This window comes from Bacillus benzoevorans (assembly GCF_014207535.1).
Lineage (GTDB): Bacteria > Bacillota > Bacilli > Bacillales > Cytobacillaceae > Bacillus_BD > Bacillus_BD benzoevorans.
In genome coordinates, this window is sequence record NZ_JACHGK010000002.1 from 353,717 (window position 1) to 380,653 (window position 26,937).

The following is a 26,937-nucleotide window of genomic DNA, read 5'->3' on the forward strand; positions in this document are numbered from 1 at the left end:
TGTAAGTAATGAATGTATTAATTTAATTCCTTTTCCGTCATACTTTGGAGAATCATTTCTCTCAAGCGGAACTTTTGAATTTTTCCACTTGGTGTTCTTGGAAATTCCTCAACAACCTCCAAATACTCTGGCCAATATTGCTTTGCTACTCCTTTTTGCGCAAGGAATTCTTGCAGGCTCAGCATATTAAGCGGCGTTTTTCCGGGCTTCATGGAAATTACAGCGCAGGCTTTTTCCTGCAGTCTTGGATCTGGTATGGCGATAAGCTGTACATCCATGATGTCCTCATGCTCATACAAAATATTTTCAATATAAACGACAGGGATATTTTCACCGCCGCGGATAATAATATCTTTATTGCGCCCGGAAATACGGATGTAACCGTCTTCATCCATAAAGGCACGATCTCCCGTAAAAAACCATTCCCCGCGATACTCAGACAAGGTCCCTTCGAGATTTTTCAAATAGCCAACAAACAGCGCAGGTCCACGGCTCAATAGATCTCCTTCGACATTAGGCGGACAAGGATCACCGTTCAAATCAATGACCATTACCTCCATCGTATCAAGCGCGACCCCATCCGTACCTGTCAGCTTTTCTTTCGAATCGTCAAGATGCGTCAGCGTCACAAGACCACTTTCTGTTTGACCCCAGCCAGACAGAATGGCAAAATTCACTTTGTGCGAAGCGTCCTTTACCAATGCCATCGGAATAGGCGCACCCATCGCGGCAAAGATTCTTAGTGAACCAATATTGCGATTTTCAATTTCCTTCAATTGCATAATGTCCTGCAGAAATGGAGTTGCGCCTGCTGTAAAGGTAATTCCCTCTTCCTCGATTAACTCAACAAATTCAAGCGGGTTCCAAACATCTTGATAAACCCCGGTTCCGCCAATTGTCGTAGGTAGCCTTACCCCATAGCCAAAACCCGTTTGATGGGCAAAGGTCGAGGCCATAAACATCACATCATCAGAGGTTAATTGCATATGCTCAATCCAGTAATTGGTTGAGACACAAACGGTATTATGTGTATGCATAACCCCTTTTGGATTTCCTGTTGTTCCCGAGGTAAAAATAATTTCGGTCACATCATTCGGATCATGTGTAATTTGATCCAATAATGATACATCCTTTATTTCTTCCCATGGTTTATCCATCAATGATGATAGCGGCTTCATATGGGCTGGTACATTCTCACCCATTACATATACATGTTCAAGTGACGGCCATTGATGAGATAGTCTGTCAATCATCGCCGGATAATCATAACCGCGGAATGTATCAGGAATGACGATCATTTTCGCTTCGGCCATCCCGACCATATAACCGATTTCACGATCACGATAAATGGGAATGAGTGGATTGGTAATCGCTCCAATTCTTGTCGCCGCATAGTGAAGAATGATAAATTCATTCCAGTTGGGCAGCTGTATGGAGATGACATCCCCTTTTCCAAGACCTAATTCCAACAGTCCTAATGCAACTCGGTCGACTATTTTCCCCAACTCACGATACGTATAGCGGCTCTTTTTATCAATAATCGCGGACTTATTTGGGAATTTTTCTATCGCATTATTTAGATAATCAAGAATCGTTTTATTTGGCCAAACGGACTGATATTTCCCTAAATATTCAGAATCCAAAATCGTTTCAAATTTCACGAGCCTCATCATCTCCTAGTTATTTTCTAAACTTACTAAAATCAGCGGATCTTTTTTCGAGAAACGCATTCATTCCTTCGGCAGACTCGTCTGTGTTATAAAACATCGCCAGACTGCTCATGGCAAGTTGTGAAATCCCTTGGATGTTGGCACTGTCAGCATTAAATGAGTATTTAAGCATTTTGAGCGCTGTTGGACTTTTAGCGAGCACTTTCTCAGCCCATTCTTCTGCTGCCGCTTGCAGCTCTTCCGCTGGGACAATTTTATTGACCAGCCCCATTTCTTTAGCCTCTTGTGCGGTATACATCTCACACAGATACCAAATTTCCCGTGCTTTCTTTTCCCCTACTAATCTTGCTAAATAGGCGGATCCGAAACCAGCATCATAGCTTCCTACTTTTGGTCCAGCTTGTCCAAATTTCGCTGTTTCTGAAGCAATCGTCAAATCACAAAGGACATGCAGGACATGACCCCCTCCAATCGCAAAGCCATTCACCGCTGCAATAACAGGCTTCGGAATATTACGGATTGTTTGGTGCAGATTCTCAATTTCCAGGCCAATACCGCCGCCTAAACCACCGTTGTAATCGTAACCGCCCTCATCGCCTTTGTTCTTTTGATCTCCGCCAGTGCAAAAAGCCTTTGGACCAGCACCTGTTAAAATCACAACACCCACTTGGTTATCGTCCCAAGCATCGCGGAACGTCCAAATTAATTCTTTAATCGTCCGTCCGCGAAAAGCATTGTACGCCTCCGGGCGGTTAATCGTAATTTTGGCTATTCCATTCGTTTTTTCATACAGTACATCCAATAGTTCCATTATTCATTCCTCCATTTTCTTTGTTGTTTTTTAATAATGATTGCTGATGCATCAATATTGTTAAAATCCCTCCTTTAGCTAATTTCCCTCCTTTCACTTTTATATGTTGCAAGTTCTGTGCCAACATCTATCCTTGTTAAAATAAACTTTATAATGCGAATATTCTCGCAATTATAATAATTTTCGCAATTGTAAGAAACATTTACGCAAATAATAAAGAAAACTCGCCGATTGGCGAGCCTGAAAGGCGAAGACAGAGGCGTAGTCGCGCAGAGCCCGATTGACTTTTCTAAGAGCTGAAGCTCTAAGAAAAGCCTTATAGCACTTATACTGATTTCCTAGAAATTGCCACTACGTCGAAATACTTCTTCGCTGCAATTTTATACTTTCCTATCAGTGTAAAAAAACTGACCCGAAAGAGTCGTTCATAACGACCTTTTGAGTCAGCTTCAAATAAAGAATTATTTTAAGTTGTACTTGGCAATTTTGCGGTACAAGCTCGCAATATGTATTTTTAGCTTTTGCGCGGCTATTGAGCGATCCCCATCTGATTCTTCTAAAGCCCGCTGAATGGCGTTTATCTCTGCATGTTTTACTTCATCCTCTAAACTTTGCAGAGCCTTCAGTTTTCTTTCTGTTGGTTTCGCAGATACCTGAGGAGGTGCAAAATAGATATCCCTCATCGAAAGGGTGTCTCCTTCAACAATATTCATTCCCCGCTCAATAAAGGCTTTTAATTCACGGATATTTCCCGGCCATTCATAGTTTAGAAGCCAATCTTGAAGACCGGAATCAATATACTTCACCTCAAGATCAAACCTACCATTAAAATAATCGATAAAATAATAAGCTAATAGCAGAATGTCCTCTTTCCGTTCCCGAAGTGAGGGGATCGTTAAATCAAAGACATAGAGACGATAAAATAAATCCTGCCTAAACTTCCCTTCCTCTACTAGTTTTCCTAAGTCACGGTTTGTCGCAGCAATAATACGAATATCGACATGTTTACTAGCGGTTCCTCCGACTCGTTCTACTTCTTTTTCCTGCAAGACACGGAGCAGCTTTCCTTGTGCCTCATAAGGGAGCTCAGATATTTCATCTAGAAAAAGGGTTCCATTCATTGCTAATTCAATTTTTCCAGGCTTTCCTTCTTTTTTAGCACCGCTAAACGCTCCCGGTTCATAACCAAAAAGCTCCGATTCAAATAATTCTCCAGGGATTGCCGCGCAATTCACCGCAACAAAAGGGTTGTTTTTCCTTGTGCTCATCCCATGGATCGCTTGAGCAAATAATTCCTTTCCCGTCCCGCTTTTCCCTGTCAGCAGTACCGTTGAATTACTCGTTGCAATTCTAGTCGCTAATTCCTTTGCCTCTTGCATGGCCGGACTGTTGCCAATAATTTCATCAAAGCTGTATTTGTTTTGATGGGGCCTTTTTTTGTTCATTTTAGCAATATCAATGGAGTGCATGAACGACACCATCTCATGATGCTCAATATCTCCATCACGAACGATTACCCGATAGACATCGCGATACCCCTTTTTCGTGACTCGAATGATGCAATTAATCCCGGCGATCGCACCGAAGAAGACCTTCTTACGCTTCCGGCCATACATCCCCTCGATGATGTCATGAATCGAACCACCTATACAATCCTTTTTATTAATCGAAAAATTTTCACAAAAATCCGGGCTCATATCCGTTAGTCTTCCGCCCTCATCTACTTCAAGATATCCCCAATCTTCTATTAAATCAATTGCCCTTCCCATTTCGCTCATCCTCCTGGTAATACAAAAATGACAATTTGACCTTTAATAATCTCGGTTCCGTTTTGATTAAAGCAGATAACCTTTTGCGTAATCCAATTTCTTTCTTGATTAATATCAATAATTGTCAATTCAGCGGTTATCATATCTCCCATATGCGCTGGATGATAATAAATTAGTTCTTTTTGCAGCAATACACATGCGCTTCCTGGAAGTTTATCTGAAATCACTTGAATAATTAAACCCTCTACCAACAGCGCGGGAATAATGGGTTGTGTAAAATACTTTTTCCAGCTATCCTCATGGTGTTGATAGATTGGATGAAAATCTTTTGTTAATTGATTATATTGATCGAGATCTTCTTCATTGAATATCCGCTGCAGGCGGGCTGTTTGCCCAATATGCAATTCGGAATTGATTATGCTCAAAACGAATCCCCTCCTCTGACAAATTTTTCCTAAATTTTAGTATCTACCTATCAAAAATAAATATTTTGACAGAATTTTCTTAATTATAAGTATATAACAAAAAATGAATAAGTGAAATAAAACGTTTTCACTTTTTATCAAAGGTAAACTATGTTTGCTAATTAAATAAAATGACAAAAAAGGTCATATCCCGAAATTCAGGAGTATGACCTTTTTTTGATGATCTTGTCTTTTCTTCTTTATTTTTGTAAAGAAACTTCCTCGAACGGCCAGGCAGGCAACATTTGTCTAAGCGGCTTATCCTCACGGTATCCCAATGCATATTCACCTTGCATCACCGTATGAATTTCTCTTGTTCCTTCATAAATGACTGGTGCCTTTGAATTGCGCAGGAAGCGTTCCACTGGATATTCATCAGAATAGCCATACGCACCATGGACTTGAACCGCATTATTTGCTGCTTCAAATGCTGCATCACAAGCAATCCATTTCGCTAATGACGTTTCTCTTGTGTTACGTTTCCCTTGATTTTTCAACGCTCCAGCCTTATAAACCAGCAAAGCAGCAATCTCAAGATCTGCGCTCATTTTCGCAATCATCTGCTGTACAAGCTGGTGTTTCCCGATTTCTTTTCCGAATGTTTTTCTCTCATGACAATATTTCAAACTCGCTTCAAGGGAGGCTTCAATTAAACCTACAGCTCCTGCTGCAACCGTAAAACGACCATTATCCAGTGCCGCCATGGCAATTTTAAAGCCTTCTCCTTCTTCACCAAGTCTATTTTCTGCCGGTATCCTTACATCATTGAAAAAGACTTCACCTGTATTACCTGCACGAATCCCTAATTTGCCTTTGAATCCTTTTGTTGATACACCGGGAAATGTTCGTTCTACGATGAATGCCGTAATCCCTTTGTGCGCCGCATCGCTATCTGTTTTAGCAAATACGATAAAATTATCAGCATAATCGCAAAGAGAAATCCATGTTTTTGAGCCATTAAGAATATAAGAATCTCCATCTCTTTTTGCGTGTGATTTCATGGCTGCTACATCACTTCCGGCATCCGGTTCTGTTAAACCAAACGCACCAATTTTTTCTCCTTTAGCCTGTGGTACTAAATACTTTTGTTTTTGCTCTTCATTTCCCCATTGCAATAATGTCATACTATTTAAACCTGTATGAACAGAAACAGCTGTACGATACGCTGTATCACCACGTTCTAATTCCGCACATACAATCGCAAGTGTATTATAATCCATTCCAGCACCGCCATATTCCTCTGGAATACAAACACCCATCAACTGTAATTCTGCTAATTTTTTCATAATAGAAGGCTGGAATTCACCATTACGATCCCACTCTTGGATGTACGGGATAATTTCTTTATTCACAAACTTTCTCACCATTTTTTGCACACTTTGTTGTTCTTCTGTTAATTCAAAATTCATCAACTAAAACTCCTCCTCATTTTTCATTTATCATAAGAATCTATTGATTCAAATACCTAAATCAACTAACGGCTACCGCTTTCATTTCTTCAATCAACAATGGAACAACGTCAAATAAATCTCCAACGATGCCATAATCGGCAACTTCAAAAATAGGTGCCTCTGGATCTTTGTTTATCGCCACAATCACTTTTGAATTCGACATCCCTGCTAAATGTTGAATCGCCCCTGAAATCCCAACAGCAATATAAAGATCCGGAGTGACAACCTTACCGGTTTGTCCGACTTGTAAAGAATAATCACAATAACCCGCATCACAAGCACCGCGTGAAGCACCTACTGCAGCACCTAATACATTGGCTAGCTCCTCTAAAAGCTGAAAGTTATCAGCAGCCTTCAAACCGCGGCCGCCGGAAACAATGATTTTTGCTTCAGAGAGGTCGATACCGCCAGTTGATTTTCGGACTACATCTTTAATAATTGTGCGTAGATCATTAATGTCCACTGTGATGTTCGATACTTCGCCGGAACGAGCTTCATCCTTTTCAAGCGGAGTAATGTTATTCGGACGGATGGTTGCCAGCACTAAGCCTTCTTTCACTTTAAGCTTCTCAAACGCTTTTCCTGAATAAATCGGTCTTGTGAAAACAGCCTCGCCGCCATCCATTTCAATATCGACTACATCAGAAACAAGTCCGGCATTTAATTTGATCGCAATTCTTGGCGCTAAATCTTTCCCTTGTGCTGTATGACCCATAATCAGCCCATCCGGCTTTTCTCTATCGATTACTTGAAGTAATGCTTGTTGGCAGGCATCTGTTGTATAGCTTTTTAAATTCGGATGTTCTACCTTTAACACGCGGTCCGCACCATAGTGAATCAGACTTGAACTTTCTTCCCCGATTGATTCTCCAAAAAGGGCTGCAACCACTTCTCCGCCATCTGCGATTAATTTTGCCGCTGCAATCGCTTCAAAAGAAACGTTTCTCAAAGCACCGTCACGAATATCAGCTAATACTAATACTTTTCTTCCCATAGTAGATCTCCTCCCTTAAATTACTTTTGCTTCAGATTTTAGTAATGACACGAGCTCTTGGACTTGATGATTTAATTCGCCTTGCAGCACTTTTCCTTGTTGTTTCTTCGGCGGCAGAAAAAGTTCAATTCTTTCCGTCTTAGCCGCTGCATCCTCTTCCTCTATATCTAAATCATCTAATTCAAGGGTATCTAACGGTTTCTTCTTTGCTTTCATAATCCCCGGTAAGGATGGATAGCGAGGTTCATTCAAGCCTTGTTGTGTCGTAACAAGAACGGGAAGTGATACTTCGATTGTTTCTTCGTCCCCTTCCACATCATGAATGATAATTGCTTTCCCATCTTCAATCGTAAGATTTGTAATCGCTGTCACTTGGGGGATACCAAGTATCTCAGCTACTCGTGGTCCTACTTGACCAGAGCCGCCATCAACCGCTACGTTACCAGATAGAATAATATCTGCACTTTTATTTTTTAAATAGGCTGATAGAATGGCAGCAGTGGAAAATTGATCGCTTTCTTCTAATTCCTCACTATCAATTAACACCGCTTTATCAGCACCCATGGCAAGAGCTGTACGAAGTTCTTTTTCCGCTTCTTCTTCACCGAAGGTTATGACCGTTACTTCACCGCCGTGTTTCTCTTTGAGGGCGATCCCTTCCTCGACAGCGTACTCGTCATAAGGATTCATGATAAACTCAGCACCATCGCTCTTGATCTTGCCGTTTTCAATCGCGATCTTTTCTTCCGTATCAAAGGTGCGTTTCATTAGTACATAGATATTCATTTGAGTCTCCCCTTTATCGTATTATTATGTTTATCCAGTAAATGGATAGTAACGAACAGAATATAATCATGGCTGAAATAATAAATGAAATATCCCCCCTCTCACTAATTTATATTGCAAGATTCGTGCCAACATGAACTCCTAATAAGTAAAGAGCTCACGCTCATTAGTTATCGCAAAAATAATAATTTTCTCAAAATTGCGAATCATTGTTGCAAAAGTAATTTAATTAGTAAACAGAGGGACGGTTCTTCTTGCGTTTTCCTAATTTTTTCCTTAAGCCATACTTGGACCAATATTCAGTGTGAGAATGTCTTTATTTGACGTTCCCTTTTTAAAATCCTATACTCAGAGTTGGTTTTAAACAAATTCACCCGTTTTCCAGGCGAATAAAGTGAAGCTTGAAACATGTAGAATGAACGGAGGCAAAAAATCATGAAATTTTCCACATTAAAAAAAACAGATATAACGATCTCGAAAATTGGATTAGGTACAAATGCGGTAGGGGGGCATAATTTGTTTTCCAACCTCAATGAAAATCAGGGAAAAGAAATGGTCAGACACGCTATCCATAATGGGATCACATTGATTGATACTGCTGATATGTATGGGAAAGGCCGTTCTGAGGAGCTTATTGGTGAGGTACTCAAAACCACAAATCGGGAAGAGCTGGTTCTGGCCACGAAAGGCGGCAATCAATGGTTTGAAGACGGCAGTATACGTCCAAATAACAAGCCGGAATATTTACGGAAAGCTGTAGAAAATAGCTTATCCCGTCTTCAAACAGATTATATTGACTTGTATTACATTCACCTCCCAGATAATGAGACCAATCTAGCAGAAGCAGTGGCTGAACTTTCCAGGCTGAAAACGGAAGGAAAGATTCGTGCCATCGGAATTTCAAATGTCAATCTAGAACAGCTTAAAGAAGCCAATCAAACCGGTGAAATAGTGGCGCTGCAGACAGCCTATCATATGTTCAATCATTCGGTAGAAACCGACCTTCTGCCGTATTGTGTTGAAAACAACATCTCATTTATTCCTTATGGCCCATTAGCCTTTGGTCTGCTGGGCGGTCAGTATACAAAGGATTTTCGCTTGTCTTCCGGTGATTGGAGAAACTCCATTCCTCTCTTCCAAGAAGAAAACTTTCCAAAAACCCTTGATAAAGTGGAAGAATTAAAAAATATAGCGCAGCAAAAAGGGATTTCTCTCTCCAGCCTAGCGTTGGCCTGGCTTTTATCCCAGAATGGTGTAGATGCCGTTATTCCTGGAGGAAAACGTCCGGAACACATTGATGCGAATTTAGATGCCAGTGACATGGTGTTAACAAAAGAAGAATTAGAAGCTGTTGAAGCGATCTTACATAAATAGGAAACCAATACTCTAATATGAGTTTATTGATACCTACGGGCACTATGAAAAGATCATAGTGCCCGTCAGGAACAATAAAGTAAAGCCACAGGTACTGCGATTTTTATCATAAGAAGCGTTCTTTACCGCAGCGACTGAAAACGGTACAACCTCAACCAGTTTACAACCGTTTTATGATGAAAAAGTCGCAAAGGCGCTTCCATTTTTAATGGGGACAAGGGGACAGGTATTTTCCTCCATCTATTTCACTAGAAAATAGATCTACTGTCATTTTATACGGTCCAGAAAATTTACAATGAATAAAATTTCGGCCTGTACATCTAGTTATTTAACCACTCATAAAGGGCTAAATAACATAAGCTATCCCAACACAATGCATTTTAGACAGGAGATTATGCGTATGTACCATTATAGGTATGCACAATTTGGCAGACAAAGACAGCCCTATCATCATCAAATTTCAGCACCACCATTTCACTTACAGGCTCAAATGCCTCATTTTAACCAAATAAATAGTCTTGAAAGTCCATCAGACTGGAATGGTCTTGGAAGCCCATCAAGCTGGAATGATCAAATTAATCCAGAAGGTTTGTGGAATCCGGGAGGTTTGGCGGGCTTCGGTAGTCCAGGACATCCTTTCAATGGGACGATGCCAGTAAATCAGAAAGGTTTGGGGAATTTTGGGCAAATGATGGGTTGGGGAGGTCTTGGCGGTCCTGCAGGCTGGGAAAGTTATGGAAATCCGATGGGCTGGGGAAATAACATGGGTCAAGGGCTACCAGGAATGTTTGGGGGTTTATTTAAGGTCGGAAAAGGAGCATTAGGCGGTCTGGGAATGCTTAGTAATCTAATCAGCCTCGGAAAATTTTTCTATTAAAATGGAACAAATGCGATTTAAAGATCCAGAAGCATAGGAATAGAATGCAAAAACGAAGCCCATTCGTAAATGAATTGGCTTTTTATTATGTATATCCAACATTTTCTCTCATTGCGGTCATGAACAAGGCTGATTTAAGTCCATTATGGTCCTCAGCTTGCTAAGGATAATTCCATTGAATATGAACAAACTAAACTTTAGGTCATTCTAAATTACGTTTATCCCATAATAGGAGTTGAAATGCTAAGGTGAAAAAAAGATTTTTTATTGCTTTTCTGGTTCTCATTCTGATTTGCTTAACCACCCTCACAAACCCAATTTATGCCGCAAATGAGAATGTGACAATAAAGAGTAAAGCGACAGTAAAGCAAAATGAACCTGGTATCGTGACCATTTATCTTATTCGTCATGGTAGGACCATATTGAATCAAACAGATCGCGCCCAAGGCTGGGCTGATGGACCGCTCACTCCAGCTGGTGAAGATTTGGTCAAAAGAGTGGGAAAAGGGTTAGCAGAGATATCATTTGCCGCCGCTTATTCGAGTGATAGCGGCAGGGCCAGACAAACGGCAAAACTGATTTTAGCGGAAAATAAAACGAAGGCCAAGGATTTGCCGCTTATCGAAAACAAAGGAATACGCGAGGTATATTTTGGGGAATTTGAAGGCGAGAAAATGGACGTGCTTTGGAAGCTGACCTCCAGTCATTTGAAATTGGGAAATGAAGAGGAACTTTTCACAAAAGCAAACAATCCATTTAAAGAGTTAGTCAATACCCTATCGGTTTTGGATCCATCAGACGAAGCGGAGAGTTATCAAGAATTAGCCGACCGCACCTCCAAAGGCTTGAAAGAAATTGCGGAACAGGTCTATCAAAATGGCGGTGGTGATATTTTAATGGTTTCCCATGGAATTACCATTAACGCCATTCTTGAAAAATTCGATGCAAATAAAGTACCAAAGGGACTTTGTAAAAACGGCAGTGTATCAAAGCTTGAATTTGATGGAAAGGCTTGGAGAATACTCGAAGTAAATGAAATGAAATATGCTGAACAAAAAAATTTGTAATCGTTATTCCCTAAGAAATTCGATCCATGAAAAGCCAGCTATTTAAGCTGGCTTTGAAGAATATTTCTTCCGGAAACCAGTTGCTTGTATTCAACAGTTCGCATGAAATGCCAAGTAATCTGGTTGAGTCTTGGGTAATTTATAATTCGTGTTTTGATGACTAGGTTCACCTTAAACTTCACTAAAACCTCGGAAACCATCCTTATGGTATTTTTGGCGACTGGCACTTTGTTTTCCATATTCTACATTTAAGAATTATTTATTCTCTAATGAGATATTACAATACTGTATCCTTATCATTTAAGCCATATATAATACAACCTTTTGATTCTTCAATGAAGCCTGTACATCAATAATCCGCTGACTACAGCTTCCGCGAAAAAGTTTCTTCGGTTCCACTTTCTCGCTTAAAAACCTTCCATCCACTAATACGTCTAATTCCTGCAGAAATGCATGTACATCAGAATTCCTTTCAGCCCAACGTAAAATTTCTTCAACTGTAAAGCCTGTATAAGACCAAATGTTTAACCCTTTTTCTTTTACGCGTTTCACTAACGATAATAGCTCTTTGCAATAAAGAAATGGTTCTCCCCCGGATAGCGTTAACCCATCTAAAAAGGGATTTTCGATAATTTGATTATAAACATCTTCTTCCACATACTGTTCCCAATATTTTGCATCCCATGATTGCGGATTATGGCATCCAGGACATTGATGGGGACATCCCGAGACAAAAAGGACAGCTCTCCATCCTTCTCCATTGGAAATCGAATCTGAATAAAATCCTGCAGAGTGAATTCGATTTAATTCGAAGGGATTATGTCTCTCAAACTTCTTACTGGAAAATATTAGGTAAACAGGAGAACCGTCCCCATGTTTTCTAGAAAATAAAGGTGTCATCTGTAATGGGAGCCACTTTTGCTTTTGCGTAAGTTGAACCTTTTTGTGAAAAGAAATCATATGTGGAGCCTTCATTACGGATCCCATTCATCACAATGGGATTGACTTCTTCCTCAGGAAACATAGCTTCAAAGCTGATATTCATTAACGCTTTATTTGCGTTATAGCGTACATACGCCTTAACCTCTGGTGATAAGCCTGTTTCAGCATAGACATCATCGGTATATTTCATTTCATTTTGGTAGAGATCAAGTAATAGTTCATATCCCCATACTTTCAACTCATCCTGCTTTTCCTTTGAAAATTGCTTGAATAAATTTTGCGCAAAAAAGCCGACTGCCACCCCATGAATGGATTCGTCACGTAAAATAAGTGAAATAACCTCTGCACTATTACGCAGGAAACCTTGCCCGCCTAAATAGAGAGGATAGAAGAAACCTGAGTAAAATAAGAAGGATTCAAGCATGACGGATGCAAACATTGCTTTCCATAGGCTCTCTGAATTTCCTTCTTCTATACTGCTGTAAATAGCACCAATTTTATTTGCTTTGTATTGCAGATACTCGTTTTTCTTTACCCATTCAAAAAGCTCGTCAATTTCTGCGTTGGTACAAAGGGTGGTAAAGATATAGGAGTATGATTTTGCATGAATGGCTTCAAAAGAGGCAAATACAGTAAAAACAGCTTTTTCCTGTAAATCTGTAGCATAGGCAGCTATATGATTCATGCCAATATTGGTTTGAACCGTATCCAATAACGTCAGCCCGGCAAATACCTTTTTATATGTATCCTGGTGTTCGAAACTTTGCCACTGCTTAACATCTTTACTGACGGCAATTTCCTCCGGAAACCAAATTTGCTTCCATTGCTGATCCCAAAATACTTGGGCAAGTTCACTCGTTGGTTTATTCCAATTCACCGCCTCATAGGTTAAATTTGACATGCGACACACTCCTCTAATGTTTGTAATCGTTGCCGTACATAGTAAACGGACTTAATCCCCTTCATCCAGGCATAAATATAAATTTTCGCCAGCTGCTCGGTTGTCCAATTATCAGTAACATAAAACGTCAGCGAAATTCCTTGATCCACATGTTTTTGAGCGGCAGCATATAAATCAATCAAATGATAAGGATTGACATCATATGCTTCTACATATAAATGAGCATTGTCATTTGTTAAATGTGGCATTGGATAAATTGTACGACTATCGGCGTAATCACGTATTTCAACACGCTCTGTACAAGGTGCAATGGAAGCCGTGCAACTTCGAATATATGAAATACTGCCAGTTGGCGCAATTGCCAAGCGATAGGAATGAAATAAGCCGTATTGCATAACATCTTGCTTTAATGTCTGCCACATCTTTTGTGTGATGAGTGGAATATTTCCCAAGGCACTTAAGACATCGGATGGTAGTTCCCGTTCCCTTTTATCCACATATTGCTCAAAATAACGACCAGATGCGTAATCACTTTCCTCAAATTTATAGAAAATCTCGCCGCGTTCTCTAGCGATTTCCATTGATGTTTTCAGCGAAAAATAGTTCATTGCTTCCATAAAACGATCGATAAATTCAATCGATTCTTTGGAACCATACATGATTCCCTGTGTCACAAGATGTCCGTGTAAATTCATCACACCAAGACCTACCGAATGCATTAATTCATTTGCTTTGGCAACAGACGGTACATTTTTGATGTTGGTCATTTGTGAAACGTTGGTTAACAAACGCATCGCTGTATCCACTAACTTTTCAAAATCCTTTACCTTACTAGCCTCATGGATATCAATAGAGCCTAAATTACAGGATACGTCTAAGCCGTATTGGTTTGGTTCGTCTTTATCCGTAATTATACTGGTTTCCTGTACTTGTAATATTTCTGTACATAGATTAGACATTTTCACACGGCCAATGTTTTTAAGGGGGTGAACTTCATTAACATTGTCATCAAAGATTTCAAATGGATAGCCTGACTCAAATTGAGCCTTCTTTACTTCTGTATAAAGCTTCCGTGCGTTTAACCGCTTGATTTTACGGATATTAGGATTATCTAGAAGCTCATAATACATCTCTGTTATTGAAATCTCAGACATACGTTTGCCGTATTCATTGAAAATATCGTATGGACTAAACAACACAATATCTTTATCTCTTTTCATTAGTTCAAAGAAAATATTCGGAATAATGATCCCTATTGATAGTGTTGCCAGACGAATTTTATCATCGGCATTTGGTTTTTTCGATGAAATAAAGTTTTCTATATCTGCATGAAAAATATTTAAATAGGCAACACCAGATCCGTTTCGTTGTCCAAGCTGATTTGAATAGCTAAATGAATTTTCTAAAAGCTTTGCGACTGGTATGACACCACTGGCACGGTTCATAATCTCTTTAATCGGATCCCCCAATGGACGTAAATCAGTTAAGTTCACGCCCACACCGCCGCCCAGGCGGGATAACTCTAAACAATAACCCATGTTTTCTGCAATACTGTTCATCGAGTCATCCATTGATAATTTAAAACAACTCACTAACTCGCCGCGTGCTTTCTTCCCGCTATTTAAAGCGGTTGGTGTAGCGGGCTGATAGGCTTCCATCATTGCTGCCACTGCTTGTTCTGCGAGTTCAGTATCCCCTTGTGCTAAATACAAGGCAATGATCACAATACGATCTTCATATTTTTCTAGAATTTCTTCTCCATCACGGCTTTTCATCGCATAGCTATCATAAAACTTGCTGGCACTCATAAAGGATGGAAAACGGAAATGATAATCATACGCTTTTTTGTACATTCTCTTTAGAAATGCCATATCGTACATGTCAATAAACTCTTTTTCGTAGTAGCTTTCATCTACTAAATAACGAATTTTTTCTTCAATATCAATAAAGTAACGCAGACGTACATTGACATATTCTAAAAAGTAACGACGCGTAGCTTCACGATCTTTTTCCAATTCCAATTGTCCTGTTATGCTATAACGATTCAGGACATCATTATTTAACTTTAAATACGTTTTCATCCCGTCACCCTCGTTTCATAAAACGTTTGAATCGCTTCATAATCAGCCTTGTTTCCTCGTAAATCTAGTTTGCGCACTAGGGGGATATGATACATCGCTGCAATTTTATCACCCGCACCGCCAAATACCGTGTGGCCGAAGTTACTGTTCCCGCTAACTACTACCCCTTTGCAAAATTGTGCGTTTTGTTCCAAAAACCGTACGACCTTTGCTGGAATATCACCTAACCCGTCTGTATATGTAATTAATAAGTAAGACTTATTCATCATTAAATCTTCAGAAACCTCAATGTACTTCGCCTTTAATTTAGATGCAATATATCGTACATTGCCCGTTCGGCTGGCATAAACAATCACTGTGCAATCAACTCAATTTGGGAGATAACTTCCTTTACATCACCAATAAACTTTCCTTCTAATTCAAGAACAGGAACGCTTAAAAAGCCCGCGTCAATCAGCTTTTGCTTTGCCTGTTCATCTTGATCGACATTTATAATATCCGCTTCAATCCTAGCCCGTTGTAATTCGGATTTTATCCAAAGGCATTTAGGACAGAATGTTTTCGTATAAAGTTTCATGTCATCCCTCTTTTCTTAAATATAAAAAGGCTGCCTCTTCGGTAGTAGGCAGCCTGAAATGGAAACATCAGAAATTGAGAATGTAGACGTCTCCATTTCCCAATCCCCGAAGAAATGATTGATTTGTTTTAGATAGGCAGGTCTCCTGGCTTCGCTTCATTCTCCGATTCCCTTCCCATGCGAATGCACAGTGGCTTTGAATCGTCGTCAGCTTTACAGTTGCGGGGACAGCGTCGGGATTAAACCGAACTTCCCTATTAAACTACATATAGCAGTACCTAAATAAAATAAACACCATATATTGTTTTCGATAGAATAAAGTGTACCACCCTTCTAAATAAATGTAAATCTATATACACGACTTAATTGATATCTGAATTTTCAATAAGTATAGAAAATGTTGACCAACCAGCACGGAGGTTTGCCTTTTACATCGTCATGGAGCGCAGGACAAGAAGAATTGCTGCTTGCCAAATGAGACAAAATCATATATTCTTTACCTTAATTCATTTTTTAAAAGTTAATAATGTTCAAACATAGGTGTTAAAGGCAAGAAACAACATGCCTTTAGCTTAAAAGGGAAGCTCGGTGAAAATCCGGCACGGTCGCGCCACTGTAATGGGAAGCTGACTATCACAAACCACTGTTTCGTTTTGAAATGGGAAGGGATAGTAAGCAATGATCCTAAGTCAGGAGACCTACCTATTGTTTAGCGCTTATTACCTACGCGAAATTAGGGAGGAGTGATGATATGATGTTGAAACCTACTCAGAGTCTCAATTCTAGTTAACTACTGTTATCATCAGTCTCTCTTGCTAAACAGGGAGACTTTTTTTTATTGATATTAAACATTATGAGATAGGAGTTGCAACTATGAGTATCAAAAGTTCAAATTTGGGTTATCCAAGAATCGGTGAAAATAGAGAATGGAAAAAACTATTAGAGTTATTTTGGGCAGGAGAAATAACCGAAGAAACTTTCGAAGCCGAGATGGAAAAAATTCGTCTCTCGCATTTACGGAAGCAGCAGGAAAAAGGGATTGAATTAATTCCTGTCGGTGATTTTAGTTACTATGATCATGTATTAGATACAGCGATTATGTTTGGTTTGATTCCGAAAAGATTTAAAACAGATGAGAAAAAAATTTCACTGCAGAATTATTTTGAAATTGCCAGAGGAAGCAAAGGGAAAGTCGCCTCGGAAATGACAAAATGGTTCAATACAAACTATCATTATATTGTGCCGGAACTAGAAGAGGCGCAGCCTATTTTATTGGAAAATCGCGTGTTAACTTTGTATAAAGAAGCAAAGGAGAAATTGGGCATTAATGGGAAGCCTGTCATTTTGGGACCTGTTACCTTGTTAGCCCTCTCCAAAGGCTATGATGAACAAAAACAAGGCGAGCTGTTACAAGCGCTTGTGCCTCTTTATATAGAAGTTTTACAGCGATTGGAGGAAGCCGGGGCTGAATGGATTCAAATAGATGAACCAATTTTAGTGAAATACGTGGATGACAATCGTCTCCAGCAGTTTAAAGAAGTCTATGCAGCCTTTCATCAAGCCGTTCCAAATCTTAAACTAATTCTGCAAACTTATTTTGAAAGCTTGGAGCGTTATGAAGAGATTGTGCAGCTGCCAGTAGCAGGAATCGGCCTAGATTTTGTCCATGATTCCGGTCAAAATATGGCTCATTTACAATCATTCGGCTTCCCAAATGATAAAGTTTTGGCGGCAGGAATCATAGATGGCCGTAATATTTGGAAAAGCAATGTACAAGAGAAGGCAGCGTTTATTGAGACATTATCCAACATCGTAAGTAAAGATCGTCTTATTATTCAACCATCCAACAGCTTGCTTCATGTCCCTGTGACGATGAAAAATGAATCAGCGTTTGACACTATTGTAAAAGATGCATTGGCTTTTGCGGATGAAAAATTAGCAGAAATTATTTTATTAACAAAATATTTAAATCAGGAAATTCCGCTTAACGAAGTAATAAATTATGATCGTTCCGTGCAAACGTTAAATCATTCTTCTTTCCGGAACGTGAAGCATGTTCAAGATGCATTAGCCAATCTATCACAGTATCCATCTGTACGTATTGCGGCAGCAAAGCGGAAGGAACTTCATGACGAACGCTGGAATTTACCAACATTGCCAACTACTACAATTGGCAGTTTTCCACAAACGAAGGAAGTTCGCCAGCAACGTCTAAAATGGAGAAAAGGTGAACTGTCTGACGAACAATATGAACAGTTTCTTCATGTAGAAATCAATAAATGGATTTTTATTCAAGAGGAAATTGGTTTAGATGTGCTTGTCCATGGTGAATTCGAACGGACGGACATGGTAGAATTCTTTGGTGAAAAATTAGAAGGTTTTGCTGTAACAAAATTCGGCTGGGTACAATCATACGGTTCACGCTGTGTGAAACCACCTGTTATTTATGGAGATGTATTTTTAAAAGAGCCGATGACAGTGAAAGAAACGGTTTATGCCCAAAGCTTGACGAAAAAACCTGTTAAAGGAATGCTGACAGGTCCTGTTACCATTTTAAATTGGTCCTTTATTCGGGATGATATAGACAGTGCAGATGTCTTAAATCAAATTGCATTATCGATCCGCCAGGAAGTGACCGCGCTGGAGAAAAATGGAATTGGTATGATTCAGGTCGATGAGCCTGCCTTAAGAGAAGGTTTACCTTTAAAACAAGAAAAAACAGAATCTTATTTAAAAGCAGCAGTCTATGCTTTCAAACTGTCCACTTCATCTGTGAAAGATGAAACACAAATTCATACACATATGTGCTATTCACATTTTGAGGATATAATTGAAGCGATAGATGCCCTTGATGCGGATGTTATTTCCATTGAAACATCCAGAAGCCATGGTGAATTAATTAAATCATTTGAAGACTATCACTACCAAAAAGGAATTGGCCTCGGTGTCTATGATATTCATAGTCCCCGTGTACCAACCTTTGAAGAGTTAATGCAAAATATCGATCGTGCTTTACAAGTATTGGACTACCGTATTTTCTGGGTAAATCCAGACTGCGGATTAAAAACACGCGGCAAAGAGGAGACCATTGCAGCCTTAAAAGTCATGGTGGAAGCGGCAAAAGCAAAGCGCTCCTTATTAAATTATATTCAGTACAATTCTTAAAATTGGATGAATAACCATCCCCCCTTTTTGTGAAAGGGAGACCAAGGGACAGGTTCCTCTCCCGGAGGCAATACTTAGCCACACATCCGGACGCGGTGCCTGTCCCTTAATTTAAGAAGTGCGTCTTTTTAAGTTGTTGAGATTGTTTATTATCCGAATAAACAGGTCCTCATAAAGGAGTTATTATTTTAAGTTCCCAGGTACAGACTTCATAATCTTTCCGGAATTAGCGGTGTTAACCGGAATTGTTCCAGGACGTAGAACACGCATCTATCTCACCTCCTTTCATTGTTTTAATCAGAAGCAGAACTTTTCTGATGCAAATCTTTTATTGTAAACTATTTTTCCAGATAAGATTTAATACTTTTTTAATATTTCTTTTTTCATAAGGGCAGGGCCGCTCTCCTGTTTGCATCCGATAAAATGGACAATGATTTCCTTGACACGCAGGACGATAAAAGCAAGATTGGCAAACCAAGTCTGTTTCTTCTCCTGATGTTACCCAACTGGCTATTTTGTCATAATCAAGGTCCAAACTGCCATCTTCGTGTATTTTTCCAACTTTATTCACTTCTTCATTAAAAGAAACTGTGCACTTGTATAACTGTCCATCGGAAGCAACAACTAATGAATGAGGCTTAGCGGCATAGCAAACAGATCCTGACGGCATTAAAGATCCATCTATCAAGGAACTCATTCCAATTCCATGTGTCACCGCTTCATCAGTAAATTCCCAAATTTTATGATTGGCTATGATCCGGCTGCATACAGGGAGTTCATCGTCGTTCTCTCCTCCCCATCTGCCAACAGGACGAAAGATTACCCCAAAACGCTTATCAGCTGCAAAATGTTCTTTCAAGAACCCAATCAATTTTGCTGTTTCTAGTAAATTATTTTCATCGAAATTCACTCGAATCGTAATATCAAATGGATCTGGTAATTCTTTGATTGCTTTAAGATTATCGATGATTTTTTCAAACGTTTTACCACCGCCTGCTAGATGTCTTCGGCTATCATGAACTTCCCCAATGCCATCAACGGTGATCATAAATTGTTTTATTTCCCACGTCAGCAATTTCTGAAATACATCTTTTGTTAAAAAATAACCATTCGTAACAAGGTCGCAAGAATAATGAATATGGTTATCCTTAGCACTTGATAAAAATGAATTTGAAAGTTCCTCAATCACATCTAATGCCAGTAAAGGCTCCCCGCCAAACCAGCTAATATTTAAATTGGACAAATTTGTTGCTTTTTCTTTCACCAACGCTTTAAGACCATTAATTGTGTCTGCATTCATTTTTCCACGAGGAAAAGTCTCATAACAATAGGTACAACGAAAGTTACAGGCTTCTGTTGGTAAAAGAACAAGATGCATGACATCTGTTCGATGTAAGGACTGATGTAGAAATTGCGCTCTTCTTTTCTCATCTACTTGTTCAGAAACTAAAAAACCATTTTCATATAAATCTTTTTGCGTCTCATTTTTCAGCTCTTCGGTGCCAGCTCTTTTCAGAGAAGCTAATACTTCCGCTTTTTCTTTTTCTGTAAAATGGACAATGGCCCCATTATAACTATTAAAAAGGACTATTCCCTGATCATCATCCAAATGAGACAATGCGTTAAACCTTGATGGAACATATTTAACCTTTTTCTCCATGTATTTATAAACCTCTTTACATTCATTTTCATTCCCAACAATAATCATATTTCTTCCAAATAAGAAAATCAATATATTAAGATAATAAAATTATTTAAGTTCTGATATAGTGAACACAAGAATCGCTGTTCATAAAAAATAGTTCAATCGAATCATACTTTCTTAATACTCAGATAATGCCTTGTACCTGTTTTATAAATTAGTGACTATTGTCACTGAATTTTACATTATTAGAATGTTAGCATTCTACTATAATGATTTATCAGGAAAATCATGGATTTATAGCAAAGGAAGTGGTAACTTGGTACAAACAATCGATTCTATTCATATCGATCATCAACAATTGACTGATAATTCACTAAATACAATTTTGATTGTTGATAAAGATCAAACCATTCTTTATTGTAATAAGTCATTTCTGGAATTATTTGAAGCATCAGAAGAAGATGTTCTAAATAAAAGCGTTTGTTGCTTTATCCCATCTTATCAACATAAAATGTGTGAAGAACTATTAGTAGAAATGTTTACAAAACAAGTAACCATTGAACCAAAGGATATGAAGATGAAGAAAAATAGTGGAGAAATAATAGAAGTTGAAATGATGTGCACGCCTTATTTTATTGAAGGGAATATTTCCGCTCAAATTATTATGCGTAGCATGACTTCCCGCAAAGTGACAGAAAAATTATTATGTGATAGTGAAAAGCTAGCTTCAATTGGTCAACTAGCGGCGGGTATTGCTCATGAAATCAAAAATCCACTTACTTCAGTAAAAGGTTTTATACAGTTATTAAAAGAATCCTATCCACATCATTATTTAGATATGATGGAAAGTGAATTAAATAATGCGTTAAACACTCTACATAATTTATTACAAGTTTCCAGACCTGATTTACCCGATGAGCCTTTAGTCCCGATAGATGTATCTATGGAGTTATCTTCTCTGTTACCTCTATTTCAAGAAAAACTTTATTCAATAAAAATTGAAATGGATATAAAGGATTCGGGAATTTTCATAGTTGGCAAGAAAAATTTATTATTAAAAGCATTTTTTAATCTGATTAAGAATGCCATTGAAGCGATCGAAGGGAATGGAAAAATAAAGATTAAGCATTTCTTTCAAGATGGGTGGATACATATAAAATTAAGCGATACAGGAAAGGGCATTCCTCCAGAAAATGTGGAAATGCTGGGAACTCCGTTTTTATCCACCAAAACGAATGGGACTGGACTAGGACTGACTCAAGTATATAGAGCCATCAAAGAGCATGAAGGCATCATCTTGGTTGACAGTATTCTTGGAAAAGGAACAACGTTTCATATTCAAATACCAGTTAAATATTCTCCACATTTATGAACATGTTAATAGGGCAAATCGTTTTGATATAGTCAAATGAAGAATATGGAAATAAATTTGAAAGGGCTCCCTCTGAAACAGTAAAATTCATTTTTGAAGTATTGTTTCGATCATTTATTAAAAGCTTTTTCAATTCTTCGACAGGCACTTATATTGTTACTTTTCAACTCCCCTGCTAGTTAGTGGAATTAGAAAAAAACTCATCAACCTTAATGATGAGTTTCCTTTTCATATCAATTTTTCCTTATCAATCATAACCTTGCTGAAGTAACTTCTTTGGGTTTATCTAGTTTTCTTTTAACCACCTGTTTCCTAATTTCTTCATCCCAGGAAATTTTGATATCACCATCTGTTACGAAAGTTTGGCATCCTAATCGATAACCTTTTTCAAGTAGCTCTTCACCTAATTTTCTTTTTTCTTGTGGTTTTACATTATCTAGGAATTCTACTCCCTCTTCTGGAATAAATACACAATTGCCACACGTTCCCCCGCCACATCGATTCGGCAGTTCTCCATCATAACGAAGTGACATTCTAAGTATACTTGAATTTTCAGGTACCTCTTGGATTTTTTTACTGTTCACAAAATGAATTTTAGGCATGCTTTATTCCTCCTCTAATTACACTTCGGTATACAATCGTCAAAAACATTAATGGTAAATGATCAATCTATTATTTTTTAATAGATTAGTATCACTCTTAACAATGGAGAAATTTAAAAAACAGGCTGCTTATCAGATCATTCAGAGTTATTTGAACTTTATATCACGCGCTTTAAATTTTTCATATAAGCTACGTAGGCTTTTTTAGAGTTTTCAATGTGGATTCTCATCAAATATTCTGCTATTTCAGCCTCTCTATTTTTTAAAGCCTTCATAATTTCAATGTGTTCTTGAAGTGATTCTTTCTTTCTTCCCGGTGTTTCATATCCCATATTTGCAGCCAAATGGATAAAGTCATTAAGTCCAGACAAAATTTCAAACAATTTAGGACTTTTGGATGCTTTGTAAATTAGATGATTCATTTGTATATGTTCAAAATGAACATGTTCCTCATCTTTTTCTTTTATTTTGATTAGCTCTTGAATTTTCAGCTCTAATTCCCTTTGAGTTTCTTTATCCATCCTTTGTGATGCTAATTTTACTGCCAGCACCTCTAAGGAGGAAAGGATGGTAAATCCCTCAATGACATCTTCTTCGGAAATATTTGCGACGACGACTCCTTTCCTTGGGATCGTTTTTACATATCCTTGAGACTCTAAGCGAAACAAGGCCTCCCGGATGGGAGTCCGGCTTATGTTTAATTTTGCAGCAAGTTCTCTCTCGATTAGTCGGTCCCCAGCTCGATATTTTCCTTCAAGAATAAGATCTTTTAAATACAAATAAGCATGTTCTCGAATAGATAATAAATTATCTTTCTTCCATTTCGCTTCCACCGCTTTCACCTCCTCCCAATGCTGAAATTGTCCGAAAAATAATTATGCTAGTAGAATTCCACCATAAAATAGTGCCCCAATAATGACAAGCGAAGGATGGATCTTCCATTTAATAAGCGTAAAATAGCTAAGTCCGGTTAACAATATAAGATGAAAAATCCCACTATCTTCAAATGCAGCTAAAAAGAATTGATAAGCCATCACAGCAAGCAAAACGGCAATGATAGGCTGTACCGATTTAGTCATTAGCTTTACTTCCGGCGAATCTTTAAATAAATTTACAAATTTAAACAGGATAATCACTGCGATGGCAGAAGGAAGAATGGTTGCAGTCAGTGCCACTGCCGCTCCAAAGCCCCCGCCTAATTCATACCCAATGTATCCTGCCATCTTGGTTGCGATTGGTCCTGGCAGCGCATTCGCGATGGCCAATAGATCACCAAACTCGGATAACGACATCCAGTGATACCGGTTCACTACCTCGTTTTGGATTAACGGAATGGTAGCAGGACCGCCACCGTATCCCAGAATATTCGCAATAAAAAATGACCAAAAAATATCCCAATACATCATATACTTTTTTCCTTCCTATTCATTTTGACTTCTGAAGTATTGGCAGGAGCCTTTTTTTTATGGGCAATTAAAAAGGCTGACAGGAGAAAAACGACAATTAATATCCCTGGATGAATATCTAAAATGGGTATAAATAAGATAGAAATAGCAGTAAACACGAGCATTTTGGACCAGCCTAAACCCTTACGACCTTTTTCGAAAAAACGATAAGCCATTTCCGCCAGCATAAACCCAATGATTGGAGTCACACCTTGAACCATACCGCCTACAATCGGTGACTCGCGGAACATATAAAGGGTTCCCAATAAACTAATTAAAGCAATAACAGATGGCAGGACATGGGTAAGAATCGCTACGAACGCCCCTAAACCGCCTTTCACTTTGTAACCAATATAGGCTGCCATTTTGGTAGCAATTGGTCCGGGTAAGGTATTGGCTAAAGCTAAAATATCTCCAAATTCTTCTTCTGTCATCCATTTATATTTTTTAACAGCTTCGTGTTCAATCAACGGAATGGTTGAGGGTCCCCCTCCATATCCTGTAACACCTGTACGGGCAAACCCAACAGCTAATTCAATATATGGTTTCAACGAATATCTCCTCTTTCTAAAAGCTGTTAATTGTCTATTGCAACTATTAATTAATTAATTAATTAATTCTATTAATCCTATAGTCTTACTTTTTTAATAGGACCTCATTGGTTCCTTACAGATAAAATGAATGAGGTCCCTATTCTTCCTATTTTTTTATATCTGCAGCTGTTATCACTTCAAACCCTTTTCCTGCCAGATGTTCTTGCAAAGCGGTTAAGGCCGCTGTACCGACCGCCGTATCTTGCTCCCCATTTCCGCCACTGACACCAATTCCACCGATAACCTCACCGTTCACTACGATTGGGAAACCACCGACGAATATCGCAAATTTCCCTGGAAGCATTTGTTGTATGCCAAATGCCTCATTTCCTGGCAAAGCAGGACCATTTGGCTCTTTATTAAATAAATGGGTTGAACGTTTATGACCAGCAGCAGTATAAGCTTTTGCAATGGAGATTTCCGGTCCAGTAATCCGCGCCTCATTCATTCGTTCAAGTGCAATTAAATTTCCTCCATCATCTACAATGGCAATCGTTTCAAAAACATGGATCTCTTCTGATTTTTTCTTAGCGGCATCAATCATTAATTTAGCTTCTTCTAATTCTAGTTTTAAAGCTATCTTCATTTTTTCATTCTCCTTATCTATTCTCTATTTAATAGCCGACGTAAACGGTTTTAACTTGAGTAAAAAATTCTAATCCTGCTCTTCCAGATTCACGGAATGTAGATGTACTTGATTTTTTCAATCCTCCGAAAGGAGCATTCATTAAATTGCCTGTTGTTGTACGGTTAACCTTTACAGTCCCAGCCTGTATATCCTTTGTAAATTGATGGGCTAGTTTTAAATTATTGGTGACGATCGAAGCAGATAAACCATACTCTACATCATTTGCAATCTCTATTGCTTCTTCATATGAATTTACTCCTATAATGGCAATAACCGGACCAAAAATTTCTTCTTTCGCAATTCTCATAGTAGGATGGACATTTGTAAAAATAGCCGGCTGAATAAAATAGCCTAGGCTGTAATCCCCTTCAGTTAAGCGTCGCCCGCCGTATACTAAATCGGCACCCTCAGACTCACCTATTCCGATATAATTCAGTACATTTTTCATTTGCCTTTCATTGGCCAATGGACCAATTTTTACGCCTTCTTCAAAACCATTGCCTATTTTAAGCGCTCTGGTTTTAGCGATTAATTTTTCCAAAAATGCTTCCTTCACTTTTTCTAAAACAATGACCCGGCTCGTTCCTGTGCAAGCTTGACCAGATAAGGAAAATCCTCCATTTACGGTCAAGGTTGCAGCTAAGTCGATATCCGCATCATCCATCACAATCATTGGATTCTTACCCCCAAGCTCCATTTGCGTCCTAGTTGTAAAAGAAGATTTTTTATGGATATCTTCCCCGGCTGAGGTTGATCCGGTAAACGTAACAGCTTTTATAGCAGGATGCGTGACTAATAAATCCCCGACATCGGAAGCTTTTCCCGTTACTAAATTAATTACGCCTTTTGGAATACCAGCTTGATGTAATGCCTCAACAAGACGTATAGCAATTAGTGGGGTGTCTGATGAAGGTTTAAACACAACTGTATTTCCCATGATTAAAGCCGGAGCAATCTTACGAGAAGGAATTGAAATTGGGAAATTCCAAGGAGTAATCACACTGACGACTCCAAGAGGTTCTCTTTCCGTTGACACTTTCATATTTGGATCATCATTTGGAAAAGTTTCACCTGAATAGCTTTGACCTTCTATTGCATAAAACCTTAGTGTTTGAGCTGAACGAAGCACTTCATTCTTGGCATCCGTTACATGCTTACCCTCTTCCCTCGTTAGCTCGCTAGCGTACTTGTCAGCATTTTGTTCAAGGATATCAGCGGCCTTATTTAAAATAGCGGCACGTTTAGAAGGAGCCGTCCTGGCCCATTCTGGAAAAGCCTTATTTGCTGCCTCTATGGCAAGTTTTATATCTTGTTCATTTGATGCCTGGAAGGCGCCGATAATATCTTCAGTATTTGCTGGATTGATATCGCTGAATGTTTTTTTACTGACAGCTTCTCTCCATTCGCCATTAATATAGTTATTGAAGGTCTCTACTTTTGTTGTAAGCACTCGATCACCTTTTTCTTTTTTACTAGGGTCTGTTAAACTTGTCTGTTGATTTCCGTTCCAGGCACTTCGCTTTCCGCTCATCTACGCCTGAGCCTCCTCGGCACTTCGTGTCTGCGGGGTCTCGTCTGTCTCGCTGTTCCCGCAGGAGTCTTCGTGCCTTCCACTCCAATCAACAAGGTATTAAATATCAACATCGACCTTTAACACAGCCTTTTACTAAAATATAATGAAAATAGCAGCCTATAGAAAAAATGGACCGCCACTTTAAATCTC

Annotated in this window: 24 protein-coding genes and 2 riboswitches; of the genes, 5 read left to right on the plus strand and 19 right to left on the minus strand. The window is 38.8% G+C overall.

Annotated features, from left to right (window positions below; all coding sequences use genetic code 11):
- Nucleotides 1-17 precede the first annotated feature (17 nt).
- From HNR53_RS05045 to HNR53_RS05075, 7 genes are all read right to left on the minus strand, one after another.
- The gene (locus tag HNR53_RS05045) at nt 18-1,661 is read right to left on the minus strand and encodes an AMP-binding protein (protein WP_184523468.1); all 1,644 of its coding nucleotides are present in this window, start codon (nt 1,659-1,661) and stop codon (nt 18-20) included.
- Between the two features lie 19 nt (nt 1,662-1,680).
- Nucleotides 1,681-2,481, minus strand: a complete 801-nt coding sequence (gene menB, locus HNR53_RS05050; RefSeq protein WP_184523470.1) for a 1,4-dihydroxy-2-naphthoyl-CoA synthase — start codon at nt 2,479-2,481, stop codon at nt 1,681-1,683.
- Between the two features lie 461 nt (nt 2,482-2,942).
- Complete coding sequence (locus HNR53_RS05055; RefSeq protein WP_184523472.1) at nt 2,943-4,250, minus strand: sigma-54 interaction domain-containing protein; 1,308 nt, start codon at nt 4,248-4,250, stop codon at nt 2,943-2,945.
- 5 nt (nt 4,251-4,255) lie between these two features.
- The gene (locus tag HNR53_RS05060) at nt 4,256-4,675 is read right to left on the minus strand and encodes a hotdog family protein (RefSeq protein WP_184523474.1); all 420 of its coding nucleotides are present in this window, start codon (nt 4,673-4,675) and stop codon (nt 4,256-4,258) included.
- Between the two features lie 239 nt (nt 4,676-4,914).
- Entirely contained in the window at nt 4,915-6,123 is a 1,209-nt protein-coding gene (locus HNR53_RS05065) for an acyl-CoA dehydrogenase family protein (protein WP_184523727.1), read from the minus strand.
- Nucleotides 6,124-6,184: 61 nt separating this feature from the next.
- Nucleotides 6,185-7,159 (minus strand): electron transfer flavoprotein subunit alpha/FixB family protein, encoded by a 975-nt coding sequence (locus HNR53_RS05070; RefSeq protein WP_184523476.1) that lies wholly within the window; start codon nt 7,157-7,159, stop codon nt 6,185-6,187.
- Between the two features lie 15 nt (nt 7,160-7,174).
- Nucleotides 7,175-7,945, minus strand: coding sequence for an electron transfer flavoprotein subunit beta/FixA family protein (locus tag HNR53_RS05075; RefSeq protein WP_184523478.1), 771 nt, complete (start codon nt 7,943-7,945; stop codon nt 7,175-7,177).
- A gap of 435 nt (nt 7,946-8,380) precedes the next feature.
- Here HNR53_RS05075 and HNR53_RS05080 point away from each other — a divergent pair, with 435 nt between their 5' ends.
- The 3 genes from HNR53_RS05080 to HNR53_RS05090 all read left to right on the plus strand — a co-directional run bounded on the left by HNR53_RS05080 (nt 8,381) and on the right by HNR53_RS05090 (nt 11,263).
- Nucleotides 8,381-9,319, plus strand: a complete 939-nt coding sequence (locus HNR53_RS05080; RefSeq protein ID WP_184523480.1) for an aldo/keto reductase — start codon at nt 8,381-8,383, stop codon at nt 9,317-9,319.
- A 400-nt stretch (nt 9,320-9,719) separates the two neighbouring features.
- The gene (locus HNR53_RS05085; RefSeq protein ID WP_184523482.1) at nt 9,720-10,196 is read left to right on the plus strand and encodes a hypothetical protein; all 477 of its coding nucleotides are present in this window, start codon (nt 9,720-9,722) and stop codon (nt 10,194-10,196) included.
- Nucleotides 10,197-10,444: 248 nt separating this feature from the next.
- Nucleotides 10,445-11,263, plus strand: a complete 819-nt coding sequence (locus HNR53_RS05090) for a histidine phosphatase family protein (RefSeq protein ID WP_184523484.1) — start codon at nt 10,445-10,447, stop codon at nt 11,261-11,263.
- 300 nt (nt 11,264-11,563) lie between these two features.
- Here HNR53_RS05090 and nrdG read toward each other — a convergent pair whose 3' ends face one another.
- From nrdG to HNR53_RS05115, 5 genes are read right to left on the minus strand one after another with little or no spacing between them, the layout of a single operon-like run.
- Nucleotides 11,564-12,163 carry an anaerobic ribonucleoside-triphosphate reductase activating protein gene (nrdG, locus tag HNR53_RS05095; protein ID WP_184523486.1) on the minus strand — a complete coding sequence of 200 codons (600 nt, stop codon included), beginning with the start codon at nt 12,161-12,163 and terminating at the stop codon, nt 11,564-11,566.
- Nucleotides 12,144-13,106: a class 1b ribonucleoside-diphosphate reductase subunit beta gene (gene nrdF / locus HNR53_RS05100; RefSeq protein ID WP_184523488.1), complete on the minus strand. Its 963-nt coding sequence runs from the start codon at nt 13,104-13,106 to the stop codon at nt 12,144-12,146. The genes nrdG and nrdF overlap by 20 nt, the downstream gene beginning before the upstream one ends.
- On the minus strand, nt 13,094-15,187 hold the full coding sequence (gene nrdE, locus HNR53_RS05105) for a class 1b ribonucleoside-diphosphate reductase subunit alpha (protein ID WP_184523490.1): 2,094 nt from the start codon (nt 15,185-15,187) through the stop codon (nt 13,094-13,096). Before nrdE ends, nrdF begins: the two co-directional genes overlap by 13 nt.
- Nucleotides 15,184-15,543, minus strand: a complete 360-nt coding sequence (gene nrdI / locus HNR53_RS05110; protein WP_184523492.1) for a class Ib ribonucleoside-diphosphate reductase assembly flavoprotein NrdI — start codon at nt 15,541-15,543, stop codon at nt 15,184-15,186. The genes nrdE and nrdI overlap by 4 nt, the downstream gene beginning before the upstream one ends.
- The gene (locus tag HNR53_RS05115) at nt 15,540-15,764 is read right to left on the minus strand and encodes a glutaredoxin family protein (RefSeq protein WP_184523494.1); all 225 of its coding nucleotides are present in this window, start codon (nt 15,762-15,764) and stop codon (nt 15,540-15,542) included. Before HNR53_RS05115 ends, nrdI begins: the two co-directional genes overlap by 4 nt.
- A gap of 118 nt (nt 15,765-15,882) precedes the next feature.
- A riboswitch (cobalamin riboswitch) is annotated at nt 15,883-16,061 on the minus strand.
- Nucleotides 16,062-16,285: 224 nt separating this feature from the next.
- Nucleotides 16,286-16,484: riboswitch (cobalamin riboswitch) on the plus strand.
- 153 nt (nt 16,485-16,637) lie between these two features.
- Here HNR53_RS05115 and metE point away from each other — a divergent pair.
- Nucleotides 16,638-18,929: a 5-methyltetrahydropteroyltriglutamate--homocysteine S-methyltransferase gene (gene metE, locus HNR53_RS05120; RefSeq protein WP_184523496.1), complete on the plus strand. Its 2,292-nt coding sequence runs from the start codon at nt 16,638-16,640 to the stop codon at nt 18,927-18,929.
- 328 nt (nt 18,930-19,257) lie between these two features.
- Here metE and HNR53_RS05125 read toward each other — a convergent pair whose 3' ends face one another.
- Entirely contained in the window at nt 19,258-20,637 is a 1,380-nt protein-coding gene (locus HNR53_RS05125) for a radical SAM/SPASM domain-containing protein (RefSeq protein WP_246439321.1), read from the minus strand.
- Between the two features lie 253 nt (nt 20,638-20,890).
- Between HNR53_RS05125 and HNR53_RS05130 the strand changes: the two genes are divergently transcribed.
- Nucleotides 20,891-21,946 carry a two-component system sensor histidine kinase NtrB gene (locus tag HNR53_RS05130; protein ID WP_246439323.1) on the plus strand — a complete coding sequence of 352 codons (1,056 nt, stop codon included), beginning with the start codon at nt 20,891-20,893 and terminating at the stop codon, nt 21,944-21,946.
- A gap of 251 nt (nt 21,947-22,197) precedes the next feature.
- Here the strand turns inward: HNR53_RS05130 and HNR53_RS05135 are convergent, their stop codons facing one another.
- The 6 genes from HNR53_RS05135 to HNR53_RS05160 form a co-directional block, all read right to left on the minus strand.
- Nucleotides 22,198-22,548, minus strand: a complete 351-nt coding sequence (locus HNR53_RS05135) for a 2Fe-2S iron-sulfur cluster-binding protein (protein WP_184523498.1) — start codon at nt 22,546-22,548, stop codon at nt 22,198-22,200.
- 158 nt (nt 22,549-22,706) lie between these two features.
- On the minus strand, nt 22,707-23,381 hold the full coding sequence (locus HNR53_RS05140; RefSeq protein ID WP_184523500.1) for a GntR family transcriptional regulator: 675 nt from the start codon (nt 23,379-23,381) through the stop codon (nt 22,707-22,709).
- Nucleotides 23,382-23,423: 42 nt separating this feature from the next.
- Nucleotides 23,424-23,954 carry a chromate transporter gene (locus tag HNR53_RS05145; RefSeq protein WP_184523502.1) on the minus strand — a complete coding sequence of 177 codons (531 nt, stop codon included), beginning with the start codon at nt 23,952-23,954 and terminating at the stop codon, nt 23,424-23,426.
- On the minus strand, nt 23,951-24,544 hold the full coding sequence (locus HNR53_RS05150) for a chromate transporter (RefSeq protein WP_184523504.1): 594 nt from the start codon (nt 24,542-24,544) through the stop codon (nt 23,951-23,953). Before HNR53_RS05150 ends, HNR53_RS05145 begins: the two co-directional genes overlap by 4 nt.
- 148 nt (nt 24,545-24,692) lie before the next feature.
- On the minus strand, nt 24,693-25,172 hold the full coding sequence (locus tag HNR53_RS05155) for a GlcG/HbpS family heme-binding protein (RefSeq protein ID WP_184523506.1): 480 nt from the start codon (nt 25,170-25,172) through the stop codon (nt 24,693-24,695).
- A gap of 28 nt (nt 25,173-25,200) precedes the next feature.
- On the minus strand, nt 25,201-26,664 hold the full coding sequence (locus tag HNR53_RS05160) for an aldehyde dehydrogenase family protein (RefSeq protein WP_343065281.1): 1,464 nt from the start codon (nt 26,662-26,664) through the stop codon (nt 25,201-25,203).
- Nucleotides 26,665-26,937 lie beyond the last annotated feature (273 nt).